Genomic DNA, 21607 nt, shown 5'->3' on the forward strand with positions numbered 1-21607 from the left:
ACACCATAGGCCATGGGAGAACCGGAACCGGTCGAGACAATATCCTCTTCTTTTGTTGCACCGCCCATCGCGTCCACAGAGTAGACACTGGGCCCATGCTCATCGACACCGCCAACGAGCAGCTGAACATAGTACGGGAAATACCGGTTCTGGTTTAAGTAATTGGAGAGAAGGGTCGAAGCCGCACCGACCGTGATCGCCCGCGACCTGCGTATCTGGTACAGGTTGCACTCGACCGTGATGATCCGGGCCAGCTGCTGGGCATCACCCACGCCACCGGCAATTGTCATCCCGATACGGTTTGCGATCTGATAAACTTTCTTTGCACGCTTGCTTGCAATCATGTATCCCATGGTTGCACGCTTCTCCGTGGCAAGGACTACTCCCCCGGCAAATACCAGACCCACCGTCGTAGTCCCTGTCATAGATTCCTGGGAATGTTCAGGCATATTACACCTCTAAAAACAAATGAACGCCAAAAATCAATTAAAAGCGCTTTAAGGTATTAGATGATACATAAAAATTTAAAGGTTGCTATCGGTGCACTAACGCGGGATTAACCCCTGCTTTTCAAAGGTGTTATTCTGCGTCCTCTTTACAGAGAACGCGGATGAGATCACGGTCATAAAGCATGGCCACCAGGCGCTTGTCGCCGTTGACCACCGGCAGCTGGTCAACCCGGGATCTGCGCATCTTTAACGCACACTCGCTGACCTCGGCATTCTTGGGCACGGTGACGACGTTTTTGACCATAGCAAGTTTCACCGGCCGGTTGGGTAGCTGCACCTTGGAGATCCCGAAACTGATCGTATGGTTGTCCCGTATGCTCTCCCACGTCCACTCGTCGTCATCGGTACCGTTGGAGAAATCGCTTACTCCTACAGAGTCCTCAATACTCGAGCTCCTGATGAGATCGCGTTCCGATATAATGCCCTGCAGAACACTATCTGCATTTAGGATCGGAATCGCGTCCACACCCGAGATCTCCATGACGCGCCCCACAAGCGGGAGCGGGGTATCTTCCCAGAGTGCAAAGGTCGTGCTCGTATAGGATTCCTTGATCTCCTCTTTTATTTTCATCTGGGCGATCGCATGAACCAGGTCAGCAACCGAGAGCAGGCCAATCAGCTTATTGTCCTCGACCACCGGCAGTCTCCGGATCCGGTGCGTGACGAGCAGCCGGGCGGCCTTGCTGATATCTTCGTCAGGCCCGATGGTGACCGGCTTTGGTGCCATGAGGAGACCAAGCTGGGTCTCTTCCGGTTTTCGCAGCAGATCCTTGCGGGTGATGATCCCGACAAGTTTCTTGTTTTTTAAGACGGGTACACCTGATATACCGGTCCTTTTGAGGATCTTGAGGACATCGTCACGGTTGCCGGGGATATCCACATGGACGACATCCGCGGTCATGTAGTCTTTTACCAGCATGTTTGTTATGATCTCACCACCATGGTCGTGACCGTGCTATGAGCGGTAATAAAGGTGCTGACACTTCCGATCAGCAGACGATCAGTCTGGCTTTTCCCATGGGAACCGGCAACAATGAGATCCACTTTCTCGCTCTGTGCAAGCGCGATGATCTCAGTTCCCGCATGACCCTGTTTCATGTGCGTGACAAGGGCAACACCGCTTTTTGCTGCGGTCTTCTTTGCTTTCTCAAGAACGGCATTCCCCTCGTTCTCAAGCACGCGGTACATGATCTCTACGGTGTTGTCTGATGGGAGGGAGGAAAAAAGACCAGTCTCTACCACATAAACGGCATGGATCTTAGCATTCCATACTTTTGCCTCATCGACAGCCCGTTCGATCGCACGATCACTCGCTTTTGAACCATCGATTGCAACAAGAATGTTAGTAAACACTGGCATCACCCAAAACAAACATGCCATTTTTATTGAATTTTCAAATTAAAAACGTTATTCCTGATTGCACTCATTGGTGCACGTTTTACAATGGAAATTATGGGATCGCGGCTGAAAGCAAGCGCAGAATGGGATAGATCCAGCGTAAAAAGGGCTGCGCGTGCACCTTTACGGATAAAGAACGGCGAGCCGGTGAACTGTGATCCTTCTACTGCGGACCGGAGCACGGTCTTTGGATCGAGCCGGTACACCGTGGCGGTAAACGCCATCTCCGAGAACATATCCGGCGGGACAAACATCGCATTGTCCGTGCCGAGCATCACCGTACACCCGAGGTCAAGCATCAATTTCAGGGAGGGATACCGGGCCGATGCCGTTACGCCCAGCGTCCAGTTGGAACGGGGGCAGACGGCGATCGGGATCTCTTTTTCCGCACACGCCCGTAACTGTTTTTTTGTCGCATGGGTCATGTGGATGAGGAGATCCGGTTCAAACGAAAGCGCGGCATCGACATCATCCTTATCCCGCTCTCCTGCATGAAACGCGATCCGTTTACCGGCCTTCCTTGCCGCACTGACCTGCAGTTCCACCCCGGCCACGTCACGGGTGCTGCTGATCCCCAGACCATATGCATCGACTTCACCGCCTTCCCGGCCGAAGATGACTGGCAGGAAATCAAGGCCTGCCGCTGCCTCCTGGAGCGCATGGACCCCGGGCCTGCCGCCCTCCCGGAAATCAGCGCACCCAAATGTCCCGGAGCCAATCATGCCGGTGATGGCCGCCCGCATCGCGGCAACCAGTTCTGTATGCGGTGTGGTAGCAAGGATCCGATGCTTAAGACCGTCAGGGGGTGTAACCATGCTAACCAGATCCCCGGAACTCCCGCAATCCATAGCAACAGTATCTGCAAGGTGGGTGTGGGCGTCAAAGAACGCCGGACAGATCCAGAGCGGAGGGGCCCGGGGATTCTCCTCGATCGCAGTGATCAGACCCTGCTCGATCACGATATCGACCGGCCGGAGCGCGAGCTCCTCACCAAGCAGTGCCTGACCGGATACGATCTGCGGGGCGTTCATAGGATGTCGTGACTCTCCTTTATATATCGAAAAATGAAATATATTTGCATGGCAAAGAAACAAGGCGGAAGATTACTCTCATCGGCAGGTCTCGTCAATTATTACGAGAGCGAGGACCGGCGTGCAATTCATATCAGTCCCATAACGGTCATGGTTGTTGCTGCAGTCATCGGTATCATCGTCATGATCTTTAATCTTCTTTATTCAGCGCATACATAAATCCGGTTCATTATTCCGGACATGATCAATCTTTTTTCCCTTATGAAGGGCAGGTCTTTTTGAGCAGCTGACGGGTAATATCCTCGTCTTTTGAGAAATACAGGTTATCGTGGCCGGCCCATGACGGGCAGTTGCGGAAGTGAACGGCCGGGACACCATTGTTGCTCTCACCCATCACGAAGTTTGCAAACCCTGCGAACTCGTCAACCACCGCTTCCTCCGTGATCTTGAGTTCGTGACCAAAGAGATCGGTGTCGCCCCGAAAATCACGGATGGCCGTAAACCCGCTCCAGCCGATGGCGTGGCCGGTCTGCCCGCGCCGGAAGGATCTCCCGCAGGTATCGGTAATAATTACACCGACTTTCTTTCCGGTGATCGCTTTGATCTCGTCCCTGATCCCAGCTGCCGCTTTCATCGGATCAGGTGGCAGGAATATCACCATACCATCATCGATATTGCTCTGGTCGACCCCGGCTCGTACCCCGATATGGCCAAAAGGGAGTTCCGAGAGGATAAACGGGTGCTCCATGATAATGTCCTTCGAGGCGTCGAGCACAGCCTGGACAAAACGCGGATCCTCGCCATTGAGTTTTGCCAGCCGCACCGCACGCTCTGATGGCGTAATCTCCGAAAGATGTTTTGTATATCCACGTGATTTTGAATACACAGTAGAGGCAATGGAGATAATGTCGCCATCCTCTACCTTCACCCGTTCGCAGATCATCGCTGCAATATTATCACCGGCCCTGATGAGGGGGAGTCCCCGGATGCCCGTGACAACAATATTTTCCATAGTACTGGTTCTATGAGTTGATCGCACGATATAGGGATTTCGTTTGGTGTTTTGCATCCCCGGCAAGAGAACATTAATACTCCTGCCTGCAGGACTCCCAGACCTGCAGAAATACCCTCAGGCACCAGTCTCGCTGCTTGTACCGGGACATAGATATATTTTTATAAAGGATGCACTTATCACCTCATGATTATGTATCATATCCTCCGATGTCCGGGGTGCAGGACTTTTACTTACGTGGACCGGTTCCAGAAATGGAAACTCTGCCCGGTTTGCGGCAATGCCTACGAAGTGGCAAAATTACCTGCATACCTTGAGGTGGAGGATTACCATGATGCCGAACACATTATACGGCAAATGGAAAAACACCTGCACACCCATAAAAAAAAGGATTTTACTCCGGAAGAGTCCGAGGAACTGCGGCGGCATTATGCCGAGTGGTTCATGAAGAAGTGTCACTAAAGACAGATTTTTTTGCCCGCCCACACGGCTGCATCATCTTTAACAAACCAGTCCGATCCGGGAGGCACCGGAATACCTGTGGATGTTTCTGGCGCTCGGTGCTTTGTGGAGCGTCAGTCAGGTAGTGGGACTGCGATCCGGGCCAAGACTGTAATGTTCATGTGCGATCAAAAGAGATAGTCCGGAAGAGATGCCCCGTGGAACAGTATGACATTGCAGTTATCGGCGCCGGCCCGGCCGGTCTTTTCTGTGCGATCCATTCCATAGGGCCAGGTATCCGCGTGCTTCTTCTGGAGAAGAACCTGCAGCCCGGGATGAAACTTCGGATATCAGGCACGGGCCAGTGCAACATCACGCATGACGGGGATATACGGATGTTTTTTCCCCGGTACGGCGCACACGGGCAGTTTCTCAGACCCGCACTTATGTCTTATACAAACCAGATGCTTATCCGGTTTTTTGAGGAGCGAAACCTCCCGATGGAGATAACAGAGGGAGGCAAGGTCTTTCCTGTAAGTCATAAGGCCGGGGATGTCTGCGAGGTTCTTATCCGGGAGTGCCAACACCCGGGGGTCGATTTGCGGTGCGGCGAACCGGTGCACCGGGTTGAAAACACGCCTTTAGGGTTTGTCCTGTATACGGCCGGCGATACATTTTCTGCAAAGAATCTGGTCATTGCTACCGGTGGGGCATCCTACCCGAAGACCGGATCAACAGGAGATGGCTACCGGCTCGCCGCATCCCTTGGGCATACGATAACCGGGATCGGGCCGGCGCTCACCCCGCTCCTGATTAGAAACTTCCCGTTTGCAGACCTCGCCGGCATGTCGTTTGCCGGGCTGCCATTCTCGGTCTGGCGGGAGAACCGGAAGATCTTTGACGGGCAGGGAGACATACTCTTCACGCACACCGGCCTTTCCGGGCCCGGGATCCTTGACCGTTCACGCGATATCCGGGCCGGGGATGAGATCCGGCTCTCGTTTGCCGGGCCGGTACAGTGCGACACGTTTGAACGGGAGTTCCAGAATATTATCTCCAGAGCCCCGACAAGATCGATAAAAACCATTATTGCCGGTCTTGGGATTCCCGAACGGCTGGCCCGCCAGCTCCCGGATCTTGCCGGAATTCCGGCGGATAGTACCGGTGCTCACATGACTGCTGCCGGACGTACAATCCTGATCGGCCTCTTAACAGCATGTCCGCTTGTGGTCTCTTCCCTTGGGGATCTCTCCGTCGCGATGGTAACCCGGGGTGGTGTTGCACTTGGGGAGGTGCATGCAAAGACGATGGAATCAAAACAGGTGCCCGGGCTTTTCTTCGCCGGGGAGGTGCTCGATATTGATGGTGACACCGGGGGTTTTAACCTCCAGGCCGCGTTCTCCACGGGTTTTCTTGCAGCGCTGGGAATCCGCAAACGGGTCGGAAAACGCACGTAAGGATTTTCCTGAAAAGACCGGAAAATATCGCATGCACCCGTTAAAGACACACGCCTGACCTTCCACAGCAAGGCTCCAGTCTTATTCTTTTATCCATCCCAGTTTTCCCAGTATATACCGGGTCTCGTCCTGTGCCTTGCTTCCCGGCCTGCGCGGCTGGATCACGATGGTCAGCGCATTTTTAAGCGGGACACCTGCTCTTTTTCCCTTACCCTTGCAGAGCACATAGTCACCGTTGAACCGGTGTAATGCCTTGACAAAGGTCTTTGCGATCTTCTCCCGGTCCGCAAGATCGCTTTTTTTGAGTTTCATGAGATGCTCAAAGAGCGAGAGATCGATAAGCGTCGAGGCCATCCAGCCGATCTCACATGTGTATCCGAAGATCCAGGCGATGCGCGAATTTTTCGTGGTGGACAAAAAATCATCGATGTTATTACCCACGCTGCACGAACCGATAACGACCCCCTCGATATTGGAGTAGTTCGCCGCACTCCTGACCACCTTGAACATCGACGGGATCTTCATGCCGGTCTTGGCCTTGAGCCCCCCAATCCGTTTGCCGGTCCCGTGGGCCGCTACATAGAGAAAGAGCCGGTCTTCCCGGGTATTGGTGAGGTCCTCTGAAAGCGCCTGTTTAAAACCGTTTTTTTCGTAGAAGTTGGAATAATAGATATTGAAATCTCCCCGGTAACTCTCAAGTCCTTCCAGAAACGACAACACCGAGGGTCGTTTGGGTTTCTGCTCCGGTGTCCACCAGAGCCCTTCAATCACCAGAAGTGCAGTACTACTCATGGGTCACACTCCACATTCATCCGGATTTCCTCCAGGGAGTGCCGGACGCGAAAATCCGACAAACTGTCTATTGTTTCTGGAGCACATCAAGGCTTGTCACAGGTACGCTGGTTTCCCCTGCCCGAAGGGTGCCATTAAGAAACCGGCCTGTGCGCAGGAAAACTTTTTTATTGCGGCAGGAACGAGGCTCTCTGATACAGGTGCTGACCCATAACAGGTGACTCATTACGGACAGGAATTCAACCACCCCTCCATCGGCAGATATAGGAAACGCTGCACCCGAAGAACCACCCTGCTCTCCAAGGGATGGTCAACCGGATGAATGTGGTACAGAAAGTTCCCCGGAACATTTCACCGGTATGACGCTCGAACAGATCATCGATATAACCGGGGAATTTACGCATCTTCACGAACTGGTGATGATCCATATTGAAAAATCCGGGGGATTTGCCGGACCAGATGCCTATTTTAAAACAGTTCAGCCTCTCCTCGACCTGCTCGAAGTCGAGATCCGGGTCCGTTGCCGGCAGAGCATGACGCAGCAGCAGATGAAACTGGTCATACAGGACTGGATCGATCAGGAGATTAGAGAGTGCAGGGACTAAAAAAACGACAACCTGCATATTCCCGGTAAAAGATCTCTTTTAGAAAGTACCTTCAGATTCCCTTCGTAAAACAGGAAGCCGGATAACATCGCGACGGGACATATCCACATGACTAAAAAAAACGGGAAAACCGGGATCAGATCCACCCGGTTGCCCACGCCCACATATTGTGGACACCGGTCGAGATCACGACAACGGGATCGATGTGTAGCAGCGGGAAAACAAAGATGAAGTACAGGATCGTCCCGAGCAGGCTCCCGAGATTTGCAAGCGCAGCCACCAGCACCACCTTAAAAAGCGGGATGCGTGCCATTTCACGGATCGATTCTGTTTCGTAAATTTTCCGGAAATCCGAAACCGGCGGTTTTCGTACCTTCGCCTCAACGTACGCGGCAAACCATCCGGCATGGAGTAACGGGTTCAGGGAGGTCATCCACGCCACGCCAAAACAGGTGAGAGCGGAATACGGGTGCCCCCCGGCAAGGAGGGTAAACGATGCAGCAAGTACTCCGTGGATGATCACCCAGAAGAGGAGTGCGTATAAGAGCACGATCCAGCCGACACCGGAGAACGCGATCGCCGCAAGCAAAAAGGCAAAAAGCCCCGTGACCGCGAACCCGAATATTTTCGCCCAGGGAAACGATCTCGGCTCCCTGGTGAGGGCATCAAATGGCGGGAGAGTCTGCGGGTGTTCGACATAGTTCGTGATGCCCTGCCGGTGGCCGGCGCCGACCACGGCAAGGATTCTGCCCTCCGGCCGCTGCACCTTTAAAATGACGAGCTGGTGGGCGATGAACGCATCCCGTTCATCAATGAGGGCATGAGCGCCGTTGGGCGAGAACTTGCGGAACTCCTCCATGACCGCATCGATGACGTTCTGCTCCTTGAGCGACTCTATATCGATCTCTTCTCCCTTGTCCACCTCGGCAATGGAGAAGATAAGCGCAAAGATCATCTTGATCTTCTCGATGAGCCCCATCGATTTCCAGAACCGCAGGAGCGTGAGCCGTATGTCCCGGTCAACGAGCGCAATCGCAATCCCCCGGCTCTCCGCCTCCGCAATGGCCAGCTTCATCTCGGCACCCGGCTCGACGCCGACATCGACGCCAATCTTGCGCTGGAGGTAAGAGAGCAGCCACTGGACAAGGAGTGAGTTGAAGTTCTTTACTTCAAGGACATCATCAACTGTCGGATCCCGGGCCTGTTTTTTTAAGGCGTTGAAACGGGCAGGGTCAAGTTCGATGGCCACAACATCGGGCCTGAACTCGTCGATCGCTGCCTTTACTTCATCGACACTTTTCTGGGAGACATGTGCAGTCCCGACGATCCTTAAATCAGCCATCTGTCACCGTTATTCCTGCACTATTGGTGTTTTATCCTCTTTAATGGGTGGGGTGAACCCAAAGGAGAGGATTAAAGAGACCTAAGCACTACGATGCCGGTCCATAGTCAATAAAAAAAGAATGCGAGTAAAAGAGAATTCCTGACCTCACCAGCTCCCGGACCCGGTCCGACAATCCTCAACTAACATTATGGTCAGCACTTTTGAGAACAGTCGAAGAGCATGTTGGGGTTATTGTAGTACGAACTCTTGCACATCTGGACGCAGCTGACGCACTTGTCATACTTCGGATCAGTCACAACTTGGCACGAACCGCTCACTATCTGGCAGCTGGCGTACTGGCGGCACCGGTCTCCTGCATCCATATCGTTTGAACAGGCCGTGGCCAGGTTCGGACCGCACGTGACCGTGAGCCCGTGGCAGTTCTCCACTCCGCATGCAGTAATGGTCGGCACTTCAGTCGGGGCCGCAGTGGCAGTTGGTTCAGCAGTTACTACCGCAGCCGGCGGGGCACTTGAGGTACAACCGGCACAAAGGATCACAACAGCAGTCAGGATCAGCAGTAAGACCATGGGGCGGAATATCTTCATTACACGTTCATCTCAGACATAGGTTTTGCGCAGCCCCCCACAAAAAGGTACGCTCATGGATTGAACCGTGTGTATACCAGGGAAAATTGGTATTATAACCGGTTTATTATGCCGGATTCACGTATATAGAAATTAAAGGGGATGCAGAGGGTTGTATGAAGATCGCGGTGGCCGGAAAAGGGGGAACCGGTAAAACACTGGTGGCCGGGGGTCTTGCATTCCTGCTGGCCCGGGCCGGATATACGACCATCGCCATCGATACCGATTCCGCGCCCAACCTCGGGTTCCTGCTTGGACTTGCCTCCCGTGACGCAGGCACGATCATTCCGGTCTCGAAAAACGAGGCACTTATCGCAGCAAAGACCGGTACCGGATATCCCGGGGTCTATACCCTGAACTTTACCGTAGATGATGTAGTCCAGAAGTATGCAGTTCCGACCCCGGCCGGGGTGCACCTGCTTGTCATGGGTACTGTGGTATTTATGGGGGCAGGCTGTACCTGCCCGGCAAACAGCGTGATCCGCGCCCTGCTCCGCCACCTGATCATCGACCGTGACGAAGTGGTGATACTGGACATGGAGGCAGGTGTCGAGCATCTCGGCCGGGGAACGGCAGAGAGTGTCGATATGATGCTCGTGGTCAGCGATGCAAACAGGCAATCGCTATCTGTTGCCGGAACAATCGCACAGATGGCGGGAGATGCCGGCATTCCCCGGATCGCGCTGGTTGGGAACCGGATCGTGGATGCTGGCCATGAACAGGTGATACGGGAGTTCGCAACAGCCAGTGATCTGGAAGTGATTGGTATGATACCCTTCGACCCTGCCGTGGTTCGGGCCGGTATTGCTGGCGATCCGATTACCTCTCTCGAAGGTTCTGATACACTCCATACCCTCGGTGGGATCCTTTCCCGGATCAAGCAGGATATAAAAGAAAGATCGCCCGCCCTTCTGGCAGCTGATAGGAGTAACAACTCATGAAGACGCTGGTCACGATGGGCCGGGGCGGGACCGGCAAGACGAGTTTTGTCGCGTTGCAGACCAAATTCTTTGTTGAACAAAACGAGACGCCTCTCCTTCTGGTCGATGTCGATCCCGACCAGAACCTTGCAGAGATGGTGGGTGTCGATCTCGAACGCGAAGGTGTAAAGACCATCGCCGAACTGGTCACGGATACCTTCATCAGAAAAGGGGGGACCATGACAGGAATTGCCCCGACAGAACGGATTGAGACCCGGGTTCTTGAAGAGGGACTCTACGAAGGTGACGACTTCGATCTCATTGCAGTCGGAACCAAGTGGATCGAAGGCTGCTACTGTATGCCCGATGCGGCACTCAAAGGCGCGCTCGAATCGCTTACGAAGAATTACCGGTACGTGCTGATCGATTCCCCGGCAGGCCTTGAACACCTCAACCGTAAGATCACCGCACGCGTCAACGATATCTTCGATATCATGGGACCCTCGCACAAGTCGTTTGAACACGTAAAGCGGGCAGACCGGATCACCCGGGAGGTCGGGATCGGTTTTGATCGTTTCTTTGTGGTCGGGGGTTGTCTCTTTCCTGCAGATCTTGAAGAGACGGCGCGAAAAGAGACCGGGCAGCAGTACCTGGGAAAAATAATTTTTGACCCGCTCGTGCAGGAATCGGTGATCGCCGGTCGGTCGCTTCTCGATATCATGGAGAGTTCCCCGGCGTACCGTTCAGTCTCTGCACTCATGGATAAGGCCGGGTACGGGAAGGTATCATGATTGTATCGGAAATGATCCTTTCTGCCGGTGCCCCGGAAGTCCAGTCGATTCGGTTAAAAACCGGTAAGATAAATATAAACCAGCATTCCTGTATTCCAGTAGATATTACTCCCCGGTTGTGCTGCCATTGACAGAAAAAAAGATCGCGCTTACGATAAAGGAGATGGAGTCCGGCCTCGGCCGTATCAGGGATCTCTCCATCTCCATCGGGAAACTTTCGGCAGCAGACTGGACCGAGCCTGAGGGTCCGACCCCGTACCCTTCGCTAACTGCGCTCCGTACCTGGGACCGGACACTCCTCTCCCGGTACCAGCCGTTCTATATGCCGTTCTGCGATCTCTGCTGCCTATGCACGTACGGGAAGTGCGATCTGACCGGTACAAAAAAGGGTGCCTGCGGTATCACGATGCCGGCCCAGCAGTCCCGGACCGTCCTCCTTTCTGCCTGCATTGGCGCCGCCACCCACACCAGCCATGCGCGTGAACTCGTAACCTATGCGATAAAAAAAGCCGGCCGTGACTGTCCCATAAATCCCGGCGGAAACGCGATAGGAGTGGAGGCCCCGATTATCCGCCTCGTCTGCGGTGAAAAACCGGAAATCCTTGCCGACCTTGAGACGGTCCTTGACTACTGCGAGAGCCAGATTACCGCTCTCCTCGCGGTGACACATACCGGCCAGGAAGGCGACCCCCTCGACTTCGAGAGCAAGGTGCTTCACGCCGGCATGATTGACCATGTGGGCATGGAGGTTGCCGATCTTGCGCAGATATCGGCGCTCGGGTACCCGAAAGCCGACCCGGATGCCCCGCTTGTCGCGCTGGGCATGGGCACGGTCGATACTACAAAACCGGTCATTCTTGTTATCGGACACAACGTTCCGCCTTCTGTCGCCATCATCGATTACCTGCACAATGAAAACCTGTCGGATCATGTTGAGGTGACCGGTATCTGCTGCACCTCGATCGACGCGACCCGGTATTCGCCCCGGGCGAAGATCATCGGCCCCATGTCCTGGCAGCTCCGGTACATCCGGAGCGGGATACCGGACGTCATTGTAGTGGACGAGCAGTGCATCCGCACCGATGCACTTGCAGAGGCCGAAGCTATCCATGCACCGTTTATTGCAACCTCGGAAAAGAACTGCCTGGGCCTGCCCGACAGGACAAATGATACAGCTGACGCGATTGTTACGGATCTTGTTGGAGGGAAACTTGCAGGCGTCCTCATCCTTGATCCGGAGAAAGCTGGTGAGGTAGCAGTCCGGGTCGCCCGTACCGTTGCACCGGCCCGGAAAAATGTCCGTGCATCAACTGACCCGGCAACGATCCGCGAACAGGTAACGGCCTGCACGCAGTGCCGGCTCTGCCAAAGGGCATGCCCGAACGATCTCAAAATCCCGCAGGGAATGAAAGCCGCCGGCGCGGGCGAACTGTCACTCCTTGCCGGCCTGTACGAGACCTGCGTGGGCTGTGGCCGGTGCGAGCAGGCCTGCACAAAGAAGATCCCGGTGCATTCGCTGATCGTCGCGGCCGCAGCAGAGAGAATAAAAAACGAGAAATTTGTGATCCGCACCGGAAGAGGTGCGATCCAGGATATCGAGATCCGCAATGTCGGGGGACCGATCGTTCTTGGCGAGATCCCGGGTGTGATCGGGTTTGTCGGATGCGCCAATTACGCAAACGGGGGAAAAGAGGTCGCGGAGATGAGCGTGGAGTTTGCGAAGCGCCGGTACATTGTCTGCACCTCGGGTTGCACCGCGATGTCGATCGGGATGTACCGGGACGAGGAAGGCAAGACCCCTTATGAGCAGTTCCCGGGCAGTTTTTCTGCCGGCGGGATCGTGAACGTGGGCTCCTGTGTCGCAAATGCCCATATCGCCGGGGCGACCATCAAGATCGCGAGTGTCTTTGCGCGGCGCAACCTGCGAGGGAACTACGCCGAGATTGCGGATTATGTTCACAACCGGGTCGGTGCGGTCGGCGTGGCCTGGGGCGCGATGTCCCAAAAGGCGGCGGCAATCGCAGCGGGGTTCTGGCGCCTCGGGATCCCGGTAGTTGTCGGCCCGCACGGGACCAAGTACCGGCGGATGCTTCTTGGCCGTGCCGACCATGATGCAGACTGGTACGTGCATGACCAGCGGACGGGGGAGGATGTATATGCAGGCCCGGCACCGGAACACCTCTTTGTCGCAGCAGAGACTAAAGAAGAGGCGATGGTTCTTGTCGCAAAACTCTGCATGCGGCCCAACGATACGACCCGGGGCCGGGCGATGAAACTTACGCATTATATCGACCTTTCCCAACGCAACCTCGGGACGATCCCTGACGACATACCCCGTTATGTCCGTACGACCGCGGATATTCCTGTTACCTTAAAAGGAGAGATCACCCGGATCCTCGCACAGTCTGACTGGAAAGAGCGCCCGATCCCAGACCCAACGCTGCTTTCACGAGATAAGCCGTCACCACCAAAGGAGCGCTGATATCCCATGCCTGCCGCAGACCCCTGGCAGACCGCGGAGATTGCCGGTCCAAAAAAGGCATCAGTCATTACAAAGCCTGCAATGGCTCAAGCAGTCATCCACCGGGCGCAGCACCCGGTGCTCATCATCGGGCATTACGCCGCAACGATCGATATAGGTGAGAGGAAACTTGTCGATTACCTGCTCGATCTGGCCCGGGCTCATGCAATCCCGGTGATTGCCACGGGTCATGTCAACAGGACATTGAAGGAACGGGGGTATACAGGCGCTGTCATTATGCCGGCTGTTGAGGCCGGCCACCGGATTGCCGACCCCTGCTGGAACGGACCAGACGGGAAAGGACCCTGTGATCTTGCCATCATCGCCGGCCTGCCGTATCCCATGGAATGGACGCTTCTCTCCGGGCTCAAGCACTTCGCCCCGTACATGAAGACGATCACGCTCGACAACACCTACCAGCCCAACGCGAACTGGTCGTTTGCAAACATCCCTGTCAAAGAATGGCAGGAGAACCTCGAAGCAATCACGGTAACTATCGGAACGGAGGGGCAGACAGATGTTTGAGGATATGCCGGTGGATGTGGGGCTCGTCCATGTCGGCGAGCGGATCAGGAAAAACGATATGTACGTGGAACTGGGCGGCCCGTCAATAGAGGAAAAGTTCGAACTTGTCAGGGTAAAAAAACCAGACGAGATACGCGACGGGGCGATCACGGTAGTCGGCCCGGATCTTTCGGAAATGGAAGAGGGGAAGAAGTACCCGCTGGGCATTCTCATCGAAATTGCCGGGCCCGAACTCGAAGAGGATATCGAAGGCGTCATCGAGCGCCGTATCCACGAATACACCAACTACATCGAAGGGTTCATGCACCTTAACCAGCGTTACGACATCTGGGTGAGGGTCTCAAAAAAAGCCTACGCCCGGGGCTTTACGACGCTTGCCTATGTCGGGAACGTCCTGCTTGCGCTCCTCAAGAACGAGCTGCCTATCATCGAACAGATGCAGGTTACATTCTTTACGGACCAAGAGAAGATCTCGGCCCGGTATGCCGGTGCAAAAGCGATATATGAGGCGCGGGACGCCCGCGCCCGGGGACTGACTGATGACGACGTCGATGTTTTCTACGGGTGCGCCCTCTGCCAGTCGTTTGCGCCCAGCCATGTCTGCGTGATCACCCCCCAGCGGTACGCAAACTGCGGGGCGATCAGCTGGTTTGATGGAAGGGCGGCAGCACGGATCGATCCCAAGGGCCCGATCTTTCCCATAGAGAAGGGAGAATGCCTCGACACGGTGCGGGGAGAATATACCGGGATAAACGAGAGCGCAAAGAAGCGATCGCTCGGTACCGTCCACCGGATCTACCTGTACAGCGCGTTTGCCTACCCCCACACCTCCTGTGGCTGCTTCGAGGGGATCGCGTTCTACATTCCCGAGGTGGAAGGCTTCGGGATCGTGATGAGGGGATACAAGGATGTGACCGTTAATGGCCTGCCGTTCTCGACAATGGCGGATACGACCGCCGGCGGTCGTCAGGTTGACGGGTTCCACGGGATCTCGCTTGAGTACATGCGATCCCCTAAGTTCCTTGCCGCTGACGGAGGGTATGCCCGGGTCGCGTGGATGCCGTCCGACTTAAAGGAGCAGATGAGGGAGTTCATCCCGGCGGATCTCTTTTCACGGATTGCCACGGAAAAAGAGGTCAAAACCGTGAGCGAACTCAGGGACTTCCTCTCCTTGCATGCGCACCCGGTCATAGAGCGGTGGACGGCAGAAGAGAATGTCCCGATGAACGGGACTAACGGCGCCATGCAGGTCTTTTCGGGCGGGGACTTTCCGATCACATCGGGAGGTTTTAAGATCATCTTCAAAAACGCCCGGATCACCGCAGACCGGGTGATCATCGAGCCTATCCAGCCAAAAAAACCAGGGGCTGACAAATAAATGGCCGACAGAACTACCCACGAGGGAAAAAAGACACAGGTGGCAGATCAGGCACAGGACGTCGTTCCCCGTCTCCTCGCGATGCTCTCCGGGAAAGAACGGATCGAACTCGAGAATTTTTTGATGGAAATCGGCGACCTCGAACTCTGGATCCCCACCGGATCTGCCGCAGCACCGCAAGGGACGCCTGCCGCAGCACGACAGAAACCTGTTGCGCTTTTTTCGGAGACGTTTCTCCCCCCGCAAGAAGAATTCGTGGGCCGTATCCATGAAGTCCGCCTCGGCGCAACAAAAAGCGAGGGTGGCAGCCGGAGCAGATCCCTTGTGATTGGTGGGTCCACGTACCCGCCGTTTGTAAACGCTGACCACCCGGCGGCCCACCCGCCGGTCTTTGCACTCGACGTTTTTGATATGGAGTTACCACTCCCAAAAGTACTCAAGGAGAACGTGAAAGACGTGATGAGCGATCCTGCTGAATGGGCACGGATGAACGTGAAGAAATACGGCGCCGATATGATCACCGTCCACCTCATGTCCACAGATCCGCTTATCCGGGATGCATCGCCCGAAGCAGCGGCCCATACTGTTGAAGAGGTGTTGCAGGCAGTCGACGTTCCACTGATCATCGGCGGGTGTGGGGATCCACGCAAGGATGCGCAGGTCTTTTGCAAGGTGGCGGAAGTCGCCGATGGCGAACGGCTGCTCTTAAATTCTGTCACGCTCGGTATGAATGAGGTAAAGACGCTGGATATGGTTGCCCGGGCGGCAAAGGAGCATGGCCACGCGGTGCTCGGCTTCACCGGTCTCGAACTTAACCAGGCAAAGGAGCTCAACCGCCGGCTCTACGAGTATCTCCCACCGGAAGATATCGTGATGGATCTTACGACTGTCGCGCTCGGGTACGGGCTTGAGTACTCGTTTACCATCCACGAACGGGCCCGGCACGCGGCGCTGATGGGAGATACCGAGCTCCAGCAGCCGACCATCTCCGCGTCCACCAATGCCTGGGCGGCCCGCGAGGCATGGATGAAGATGGACAAGAAATACGGCTCGCGGGGTCTTCGCGGCCCGCTCTGGGAGACGATCAATGCACTCACGCTTCTCCTTGCCGGGGTCGACATCTTCATGATGATGCACCCGGCTGCTATCCGGACCTGCAAGGACATGATCTGTATGTTTGCAGAAAAAGATGTGCCGGCGCCGGACGGGGTTTCCCGCTGGGCGACGATGAAGATCTAAAAAGGGGGGCAAAGATGTCGGAACGCGAACCCAAAAAAACAATCAAAGAGATCAGCCCAATTGACGTGTACAAACTTCTCCCCAAGACCAACTGCAAGGAGTGCGGCGAGGCCAACTGCATGGCATTTGCCACCCGGGTGGTCAACGGAGAGCTTGCCGTTGACAACTGCCCACCGGTCACAAAGGAGGAGTACCGGGTCAATTTTTCCAAACTCGAAGATCTCATGGCACCCCCGGTCAGGACAATTCTGGTCGGGACTGGCGACCGGGCCATGAAACTAGGCGGGAAGTACGTCCTGTACCGGCACGAGTTCACCTACCACAATCCCACACCGATCGCCATCGACGTATCCGACGATCTGTCTGAAGACGAACGCACCGCACGGGTCAGGGCTATTTCGGACTTCTCCTATAATTACATCGGGCGTGAGCTGCGGCTGGACGCAGTCGCGATCCGCTCGACCCAGCACGACCCGGCTGCATTCGCATCTGCGGTAACAGCCGTTGCCGCTCAGACCGATCTGCCGTTCATTCTCTGTACCTACGATACGGCGATCATGGCCGCCGGCCTTGCCCATATCCGGGAACGCCGCCCGCTCCTCTACGCGGCGACAAAGGACAACTGGAAGGAGATGGCGGAACTCGCCCTCCGTTACGGATGCCCGCTCGTGGTGTCAGCCCCCCATGATATCGCACTCCTGCGATCGCTTGTCAGGACTCTCGTGGAGTATGGGGTTGTCGATCTCGTGCTCGACCCGGGAACGGCAGTTGAGCCCGGCCTGTCAGGGACGATCCATACCTTCTCGCAGATCCGCCGGGCGGTCTTTGCCAATCGCGACGATCTTCTGGGTTACCCGCTTCTCGGCACTCCGATCACCGCATGGCTCTCGCCAGAGATCTCGCACGAACTGATTCAGTGGAAGGAGGCCTGCGCCGCATCGATGCTGCTCTCCCGGTACGCGGACCTCCTGATCCTCCACAGCCTCGAAGGCTGGGTGCTCCTGCCCCAGCTGATCTGGCGTTTCAACATCTACACAGACCCGAGAAAACCGGTCTCGGTCGATACCGGCGTCAGGATATTCGGGTCGCCCAAAAAAGACGCGCCGGTGCTCATTACCACCAACTACGCGCTCACCTATTTCACGGTCGAGAGTGATATCAAGTCTGCGGGTATTGACTGCTTTTTAATTGTCGTTGATACGGGGGGAAACAGCGTGGAGAGCGCGGTCGCCGGCCGGTACCTGAACGCGGAGTCAATAGCGGCGGCCCTAAAAGAAACCGGCATTGCCGATCGGGTCAATTACCGGTACCTGATCCTCCCGGGGCTTGCCGCCCGCCTGAGCGGCGAGACAGAGGAGGCCAGCGGCTGGCATGTGCTGGTCGGCCCGAAGGATTCATCCGGCATCCCTGCCTTCCTTAAGGCACACTGGCCACCGAAGAAATGGTGACCGGGTCCCGCCGTTTCAGGTACGGGAAATATGCCGCCCCGGCAGGAATGGCCTGGGCGGTATGAGTACGAGGGAGCAGACACCTGTGCAGCAAAAAGTTACAAGGGAGATCAGGGTTATCTTCCAGCCGATGAACCGGGTGCTTACCGTACCGACAGGTACGCCCCTCTTTGCCGCGATAGGTATGGCCGGGATCGCAATCGAGAGTATCTGTGGCGGTAAAGGCACCTGCGGGAAATGCCGGGTCATATTAACGTCAGGAACCTGCATGGCGGCACCGGAGACCGGGACGAGCTGCCGGCTCACACAGAAAGAGCGGGATGAGGGGTACTACCTTGCCTGCCAGGTGACACTGACCGGGGATGCAGAGTTTACAATCCCGGTGGAGAGCCGGATCGACTCACCCCAGATCCTGATCACGCTGCCGGTGGCACCCGGCGAGATTGAGCCTGCGGTCGTGCGTTACCGGGTGGAGACGGCACCATCCGACGGCCTGCCATTTGCCTCTCAGTCGATCCGGTTTGCGGGATACTCCGGGCCCCGGCCCCGCATAACCGATGAACAGTACCACGCACTGCTCGCTGCAGAAACCTCACAGGCAGCCACGCTCTCGACTGTCCGGTCGCCACCGACGGTGCTTGCCATTGCCCCTGCCGAAAGGGTCTCCCCACTGTACGGCGTTGCCATCGATCTCGGTACCACGACCGTGGCCGGCTGCCTCGCCCGCCTCGACACCGGAGCGATCCTTGCCACCGGCTCCACCCTGAACCGCCAGATCACGTATGGCGAGGAACTGCTCACCCGGATCGGATATGCCGGTTCGCCTGCGGGGCTTGCCACGCTCCAGAAAGCCGCCGCGAGGAGCATCAACGACGTCATCGAAACTCTTATCCGGACCGCCGGCATCAGGAGCACGGATATTCTGGATGTCTGCATCGCGGGAAACACGGTGATGAATCATCTGCTCTGCGGCATCAATCCCCGATACCTGGAGCTTGCAGACGCCCCGGTCTCACGGGTACCGATCCAAAAAACCGCGCAGGAGATCGGGCTTGCCGTACACCCCGATGCCGGGGTGTACTGCCTTCCCAATGTCAGCAGGTTCGTGGGCGGAGATGTGATTGGCGATATGATCACGGCAGGGATGCATACGTCAGAAGAGGTCTCACTCCTGGTCGATCTCGGGACAAATGGCGAGATCGTCCTTGGCACCCGGCACTGGACGGCATCGGTTTCCTGTGCTTCCGGCCCCGCATTTGAAGGCGCCGGCATCAGGGCCGGGATGAGGGCGATGAAAGGCGCGATCGATCATGTGCACGTCGATCCGGTAACCGGGGAGATCTGCTGGAGCACCCTCGGCTCTGCCCCGGCCCGGGGCATCTGCGGCTCGGGTATCATCGATCTGGCCGTTGTCATGGTGCAGACCGAAGCCCTTGATTTCGCAGGGAAACTTAATTTCCGGCATCCCCGGGTCCGCACCGGGCCGGAAGGGGCGGAATATGTGCTTGCTCTGGCCCCTGTGACTGGTACCGGGCGGGATATCATGATCACCCAGCAGGATATTGATTACCTCATGGACTCCAAGGCTGCCGCCTGTGGGGCGATCGCGGTGCTCCTGAAGAGATACAAGTGTTCTGTCGCGGGCATCCGGCATCTGTACCTTGCCGGGGCATTTGGGGCTTATGCCGACATCGGTAATGCCGTCCGCTTCGGCATCCTTCCCAGGTTTACAGCCGCCACCCTCCACTCCATCGGTAACGGCTCGCTCTCGGGAGCTTATGCAACGCTCGTCTCAACCCGGTATCGGACGGCTGCTGAAGAGTTGGCCCGGCACATGGTCTACATCGACCTCCTGGTAGATACCGCATTTGCCGAGGAATATGCTGCAGCCCTCTATATCCCGGGAAAACAGGAGCTCTTTCCCCCGTTGTCCTGAAGAGAAGGGGCCGGTTCACGCAGGTTCGTCATTATCCCGCACATAAGACAGTAAAGCCTGAACCGGAGGCTCGGTGAACAACTCATCCCGCACGCCCTTTGCGATGCCCATGACCATGATGATCACCGGCACGATCTCAAGCCTTCCCAGCCACATCAGGACGATGAAGATCCATTTGATAGCAACCGGACTTGTCGCCGTGATAAATCCGACCGTTATCCCGGAATTGGAGAGCGCAGAAATGCACTCGAAGAGCACCTCGTCGAGACGGAACGTGGTGATGTACAGGTGCAGGCAGAGGATGGCTGCGGTAAATATCGTAAAGACATACAAAGCGATCACCAGCATGTTCTTTGAAATCTCCATCTCCGACATCTCCCGGGAGAGCATCCGCCCCTCGTGACGGAACGGCACGATCACCCGGCTGCTCACAAAGAACCGCCTGAACCACCACTTCACCCCCTCGTACGCGAGTGCCACCCGGTTGACCTTAATCCCCCCGGCCATGCTGCCCATTGCCCCGCCGATGAATACCAGAAGCGCAATCACGGCAAGCGGGATTACCGCCCATACATGAAGGTCCGCATTCTGGAAACCGCACGTGCAGAGACCCGAGACGGAGACAAAGACACCCTCTCGAAGCGCGGTAAGAGGGGTAAGGCCGTCGAAGATGTACAACTCGAGCGAGACGATTGCCGAACCGACAATCGCGATCAAAAGGAGGAGCCGTATGGTCTTGTCGCGGAAAAGTGCCTCCATCTTCCCCCGGTACATCAGGAAGTACAGCTTGAACGGTATCGCCCCGGCAAACATTACTGGTATGAGAAGAACTTCGAGCAGGGGATTGTTGTAATAGGTAAGTCCGGCAGAATGGAGGGTAAATCCCCCGGTCGCAATAGCAACCATGACCAGGTTGAGGGCATCCCAGAGTGGGATACCGGCGAGCATAACGAGACCGGTAAAAATGCAGGTCAGAAAGATGTAGATCTTCCACATCTTCCAGCTGGTGGACATAAGATTTGGCATGAGATCCTCGGGCTTTCCCTCGGATCGGAAGATCTGGAAAAGCGAGACCCCGGGCTTCCTGCGCATCGAGATCCCAAACGCAATGATCCCGATGCCACCGATCCACTGCATGAACGACCGCCAGAAGAGAAGGGTCTTTGGCGTCAGGTCAACCGACACTAACATGGTAAAGCCGGTGCTCGTCCAGCCCGACATCGCCTCGAACACGCTGTCCGTATACGACATGCCAAGGCCAAAGACAAAGGGAAGCGCCCCGACAAGGGCGATTAAAAACCATGCGATCGCGATCGCGACAAGCACCATCGAAACGGGCGGCTCGAAATCGCGGGCCGGGACCCGGGTGAACAGGTACCCTATCCCGAGAAACGCGAGGGGAGCGCTTGCCATGGGCAGCAACAGGTCCCATTCCTGGAAGATCACCAGTACAACAAATGGGACCAGTGACACAAATCCGAGGAACCGGCAGATCCGTCCCACGTCGTGCACAATCATTGCGAGGTGATCGATCCGCTTCATCTGATAGTGAAGATGTTTGGCGTTTTGTTATTGTTATGGGTTGTGCTGCTCCTCACAGGAGCCGGTGTTCCCGCCACACGGCACCTATATA

At 56.0% G+C, this 21607-nt stretch carries 21 protein-coding genes; 12 read left to right on the forward strand and 9 right to left on the reverse strand.

Annotation, left to right across the window (positions count from 1 at the left end; genetic code table 11):
• The 4 genes from QZN75_RS08925 to QZN75_RS08940 all read right to left on the reverse strand — a co-directional run.
• Positions 1–449, reverse strand: a 449-nt coding sequence (locus QZN75_RS08925) for a proteasome subunit beta (RefSeq protein WP_292427590.1), incomplete at its 3' end; no start/stop codon positions are given.
• A 130-nt stretch (positions 450–579) separates the two neighbouring features.
• A complete protein-coding gene (locus QZN75_RS08930; protein ID WP_292427592.1) occupies positions 580–1428 on the reverse strand; it encodes a CBS domain-containing protein in 849 nt (282 codons plus the stop codon).
• A gap of 5 nt (positions 1429–1433) precedes the next feature.
• Positions 1434–1862 (reverse strand): universal stress protein, encoded by a 429-nt coding sequence (locus tag QZN75_RS08935; protein ID WP_292427679.1) that lies wholly within the window; start codon positions 1860–1862, stop codon positions 1434–1436.
• Positions 1863–1891: 29 nt separating this feature from the next.
• Positions 1892–2938: an amidohydrolase family protein gene (locus QZN75_RS08940; RefSeq protein WP_292427593.1), complete on the reverse strand. Its 1047-nt coding sequence runs from the start codon at positions 2936–2938 to the stop codon at positions 1892–1894.
• Between the two features lie 48 nt (positions 2939–2986).
• Here QZN75_RS08940 and QZN75_RS08945 point away from each other — a divergent pair, with 48 nt between their 5' ends.
• Positions 2987–3157, forward strand: coding sequence for a preprotein translocase subunit Sec61beta (locus QZN75_RS08945; RefSeq protein WP_292427594.1), 171 nt, complete (start codon positions 2987–2989; stop codon positions 3155–3157).
• Between the two features lie 40 nt (positions 3158–3197).
• On the opposite strand, the gene QZN75_RS08950 is transcribed toward QZN75_RS08945, so the two are convergent.
• Positions 3198–3950, reverse strand: a complete 753-nt coding sequence (locus QZN75_RS08950; RefSeq protein ID WP_292427596.1) for a coenzyme F420-0:L-glutamate ligase — start codon at positions 3948–3950, stop codon at positions 3198–3200.
• Positions 3951–4142: 192 nt separating this feature from the next.
• Here QZN75_RS08950 and QZN75_RS08955 point away from each other — a divergent pair, with 192 nt between their 5' ends.
• Together QZN75_RS08955 and QZN75_RS08960 are read left to right on the forward strand one after the other, a co-directional pair.
• On the forward strand, positions 4143–4412 hold the full coding sequence (locus QZN75_RS08955; RefSeq protein ID WP_292427599.1) for a DUF1922 domain-containing protein: 270 nt from the start codon (positions 4143–4145) through the stop codon (positions 4410–4412).
• Positions 4413–4609: 197 nt separating this feature from the next.
• Complete coding sequence (locus QZN75_RS08960; protein WP_292427602.1) at positions 4610–5848, forward strand: NAD(P)/FAD-dependent oxidoreductase; 1239 nt, start codon at positions 4610–4612, stop codon at positions 5846–5848.
• 81 nt (positions 5849–5929) lie between these two features.
• Here the strand turns inward: QZN75_RS08960 and QZN75_RS08965 are convergent, their stop codons facing one another.
• Positions 5930–6640 carry a hypothetical protein gene (locus QZN75_RS08965; RefSeq protein WP_292427605.1) on the reverse strand — a complete coding sequence of 237 codons (711 nt, stop codon included), beginning with the start codon at positions 6638–6640 and terminating at the stop codon, positions 5930–5932.
• A 359-nt stretch (positions 6641–6999) separates the two neighbouring features.
• On the opposite strand from QZN75_RS08965, the gene QZN75_RS08970 reads away from it, so the two are divergent.
• Complete coding sequence (locus tag QZN75_RS08970) at positions 7000–7245, forward strand: hypothetical protein (protein WP_292427608.1); 246 nt, start codon at positions 7000–7002, stop codon at positions 7243–7245.
• A 136-nt stretch (positions 7246–7381) separates the two neighbouring features.
• On the opposite strand, the gene QZN75_RS08975 is transcribed toward QZN75_RS08970, so the two are convergent.
• Together QZN75_RS08975 and QZN75_RS08980 are read right to left on the reverse strand one after the other, a co-directional pair.
• Positions 7382–8587: a TraB/GumN family protein gene (locus QZN75_RS08975; RefSeq protein WP_292427611.1), complete on the reverse strand. Its 1206-nt coding sequence runs from the start codon at positions 8585–8587 to the stop codon at positions 7382–7384.
• Positions 8588–8781: 194 nt separating this feature from the next.
• The gene (locus QZN75_RS08980; RefSeq protein ID WP_292427614.1) at positions 8782–9177 is read right to left on the reverse strand and encodes a hypothetical protein; all 396 of its coding nucleotides are present in this window, start codon (positions 9175–9177) and stop codon (positions 8782–8784) included.
• Positions 9178–9332: 155 nt separating this feature from the next.
• Here QZN75_RS08980 and QZN75_RS08985 point away from each other — a divergent pair, with 155 nt between their 5' ends.
• The 8 genes from QZN75_RS08985 (at position 9333) to QZN75_RS09020 (ending at position 19974) form a co-directional block, all read left to right on the forward strand.
• The gene (locus QZN75_RS08985) at positions 9333–10157 is read left to right on the forward strand and encodes an ArsA-related P-loop ATPase (protein ID WP_292427617.1); all 825 of its coding nucleotides are present in this window, start codon (positions 9333–9335) and stop codon (positions 10155–10157) included.
• Positions 10154–10927 (forward strand): AAA family ATPase, encoded by a 774-nt coding sequence (locus QZN75_RS08990; RefSeq protein ID WP_292427620.1) that lies wholly within the window; start codon positions 10154–10156, stop codon positions 10925–10927. The genes QZN75_RS08985 and QZN75_RS08990 overlap by 4 nt, the downstream gene beginning before the upstream one ends.
• Before the next feature lie 118 nt (positions 10928–11045).
• On the forward strand, positions 11046–13409 hold the full coding sequence (gene cdhA / locus QZN75_RS08995; protein ID WP_292427623.1) for a CO dehydrogenase/acetyl-CoA synthase complex subunit alpha: 2364 nt from the start codon (positions 11046–11048) through the stop codon (positions 13407–13409).
• A gap of 6 nt (positions 13410–13415) precedes the next feature.
• Positions 13416–13973, forward strand: a complete 558-nt coding sequence (cdhB, locus tag QZN75_RS09000) for a CO dehydrogenase/acetyl-CoA synthase complex subunit epsilon (protein WP_292427626.1) — start codon at positions 13416–13418, stop codon at positions 13971–13973.
• Positions 13966–15351 carry a CO dehydrogenase/CO-methylating acetyl-CoA synthase complex subunit beta gene (gene cdhC, locus QZN75_RS09005; RefSeq protein WP_292427629.1) on the forward strand — a complete coding sequence of 462 codons (1386 nt, stop codon included), beginning with the start codon at positions 13966–13968 and terminating at the stop codon, positions 15349–15351. The genes cdhB and cdhC overlap by 8 nt, the downstream gene beginning before the upstream one ends.
• Positions 15352–16590: a CO dehydrogenase/acetyl-CoA synthase subunit delta gene (gene cdhD / locus QZN75_RS09010; protein ID WP_292427632.1), complete on the forward strand. Its 1239-nt coding sequence runs from the start codon at positions 15352–15354 to the stop codon at positions 16588–16590. It abuts the gene before it with no gap.
• Between the two features lie 14 nt (positions 16591–16604).
• Positions 16605–18038: an acetyl-CoA decarbonylase/synthase complex subunit gamma gene (acsC, locus tag QZN75_RS09015; protein ID WP_292427635.1), complete on the forward strand. Its 1434-nt coding sequence runs from the start codon at positions 16605–16607 to the stop codon at positions 18036–18038.
• Positions 18039–18099: 61 nt separating this feature from the next.
• The gene (locus QZN75_RS09020) at positions 18100–19974 is read left to right on the forward strand and encodes an ASKHA domain-containing protein (RefSeq protein ID WP_292427638.1); all 1875 of its coding nucleotides are present in this window, start codon (positions 18100–18102) and stop codon (positions 19972–19974) included.
• A gap of 15 nt (positions 19975–19989) precedes the next feature.
• On the opposite strand, the gene QZN75_RS09025 is transcribed toward QZN75_RS09020, so the two are convergent.
• Positions 19990–21516: a TrkH family potassium uptake protein gene (locus QZN75_RS09025; protein WP_292427641.1), complete on the reverse strand. Its 1527-nt coding sequence runs from the start codon at positions 21514–21516 to the stop codon at positions 19990–19992.
• Positions 21517–21607 lie beyond the last annotated feature (91 nt).

This window comes from Methanoregula sp. (genome assembly GCF_003170075.1).
Taxonomy (GTDB): domain Archaea; phylum Halobacteriota; class Methanomicrobia; order Methanomicrobiales; family Methanospirillaceae; genus Methanoregula.

Excerpts from the sequence above, each read along its gene's own strand:
- QZN75_RS08985 (WP_292427617.1), top strand. The coding sequence starts at position 9,333 with ATGAAGATCGCGGTGGCCGGAAAAGGGGGAACCGGTAAAACACTGGTG.
- cdhD (WP_292427632.1), top strand. The coding sequence starts at position 15,352 with ATGGCCGACAGAACTACCCACGAGGGAAAAAAGACACAGGTGGCAGAT.
- QZN75_RS08955 (WP_292427599.1), top strand. The coding sequence starts at position 4,143 with ATGTATCATATCCTCCGATGTCCGGGGTGCAGGACTTTTACTTACGTG.
- QZN75_RS08975 (WP_292427611.1), bottom strand. The coding sequence starts at position 8,587 with ATGGCTGATTTAAGGATCGTCGGGACTGCACATGTCTCCCAGAAAAGT.
- QZN75_RS08940 (WP_292427593.1), bottom strand. The coding sequence starts at position 2,938 with ATGAACGCCCCGCAGATCGTATCCGGTCAGGCACTGCTTGGTGAGGAG.
- QZN75_RS08945 (WP_292427594.1), top strand. The coding sequence starts at position 2,987 with ATGGCAAAGAAACAAGGCGGAAGATTACTCTCATCGGCAGGTCTCGTC.
- QZN75_RS09020 (WP_292427638.1), top strand. The coding sequence starts at position 18,100 with ATGAGTACGAGGGAGCAGACACCTGTGCAGCAAAAAGTTACAAGGGAG.
- QZN75_RS08965 (WP_292427605.1), bottom strand. The coding sequence starts at position 6,640 with ATGAGTAGTACTGCACTTCTGGTGATTGAAGGGCTCTGGTGGACACCG.
- QZN75_RS08930 (WP_292427592.1), bottom strand. The coding sequence starts at position 1,428 with ATGCTGGTAAAAGACTACATGACCGCGGATGTCGTCCATGTGGATATC.
- cdhC (WP_292427629.1), top strand. The coding sequence starts at position 13,966 with ATGTTTGAGGATATGCCGGTGGATGTGGGGCTCGTCCATGTCGGCGAG.
- QZN75_RS09025 (WP_292427641.1), bottom strand. The coding sequence starts at position 21,516 with ATGAAGCGGATCGATCACCTCGCAATGATTGTGCACGACGTGGGACGG.
- QZN75_RS08970 (WP_292427608.1), top strand. The coding sequence starts at position 7,000 with ATGACGCTCGAACAGATCATCGATATAACCGGGGAATTTACGCATCTT.
- cdhB (WP_292427626.1), top strand. The coding sequence starts at position 13,416 with ATGCCTGCCGCAGACCCCTGGCAGACCGCGGAGATTGCCGGTCCAAAA.
- QZN75_RS08980 (WP_292427614.1), bottom strand. The coding sequence starts at position 9,177 with ATGAAGATATTCCGCCCCATGGTCTTACTGCTGATCCTGACTGCTGTT.
- QZN75_RS08950 (WP_292427596.1), bottom strand. The coding sequence starts at position 3,950 with ATGGAAAATATTGTTGTCACGGGCATCCGGGGACTCCCCCTCATCAGG.
- acsC (WP_292427635.1), top strand. The coding sequence starts at position 16,605 with ATGTCGGAACGCGAACCCAAAAAAACAATCAAAGAGATCAGCCCAATT.
- QZN75_RS08990 (WP_292427620.1), top strand. The coding sequence starts at position 10,154 with ATGAAGACGCTGGTCACGATGGGCCGGGGCGGGACCGGCAAGACGAGT.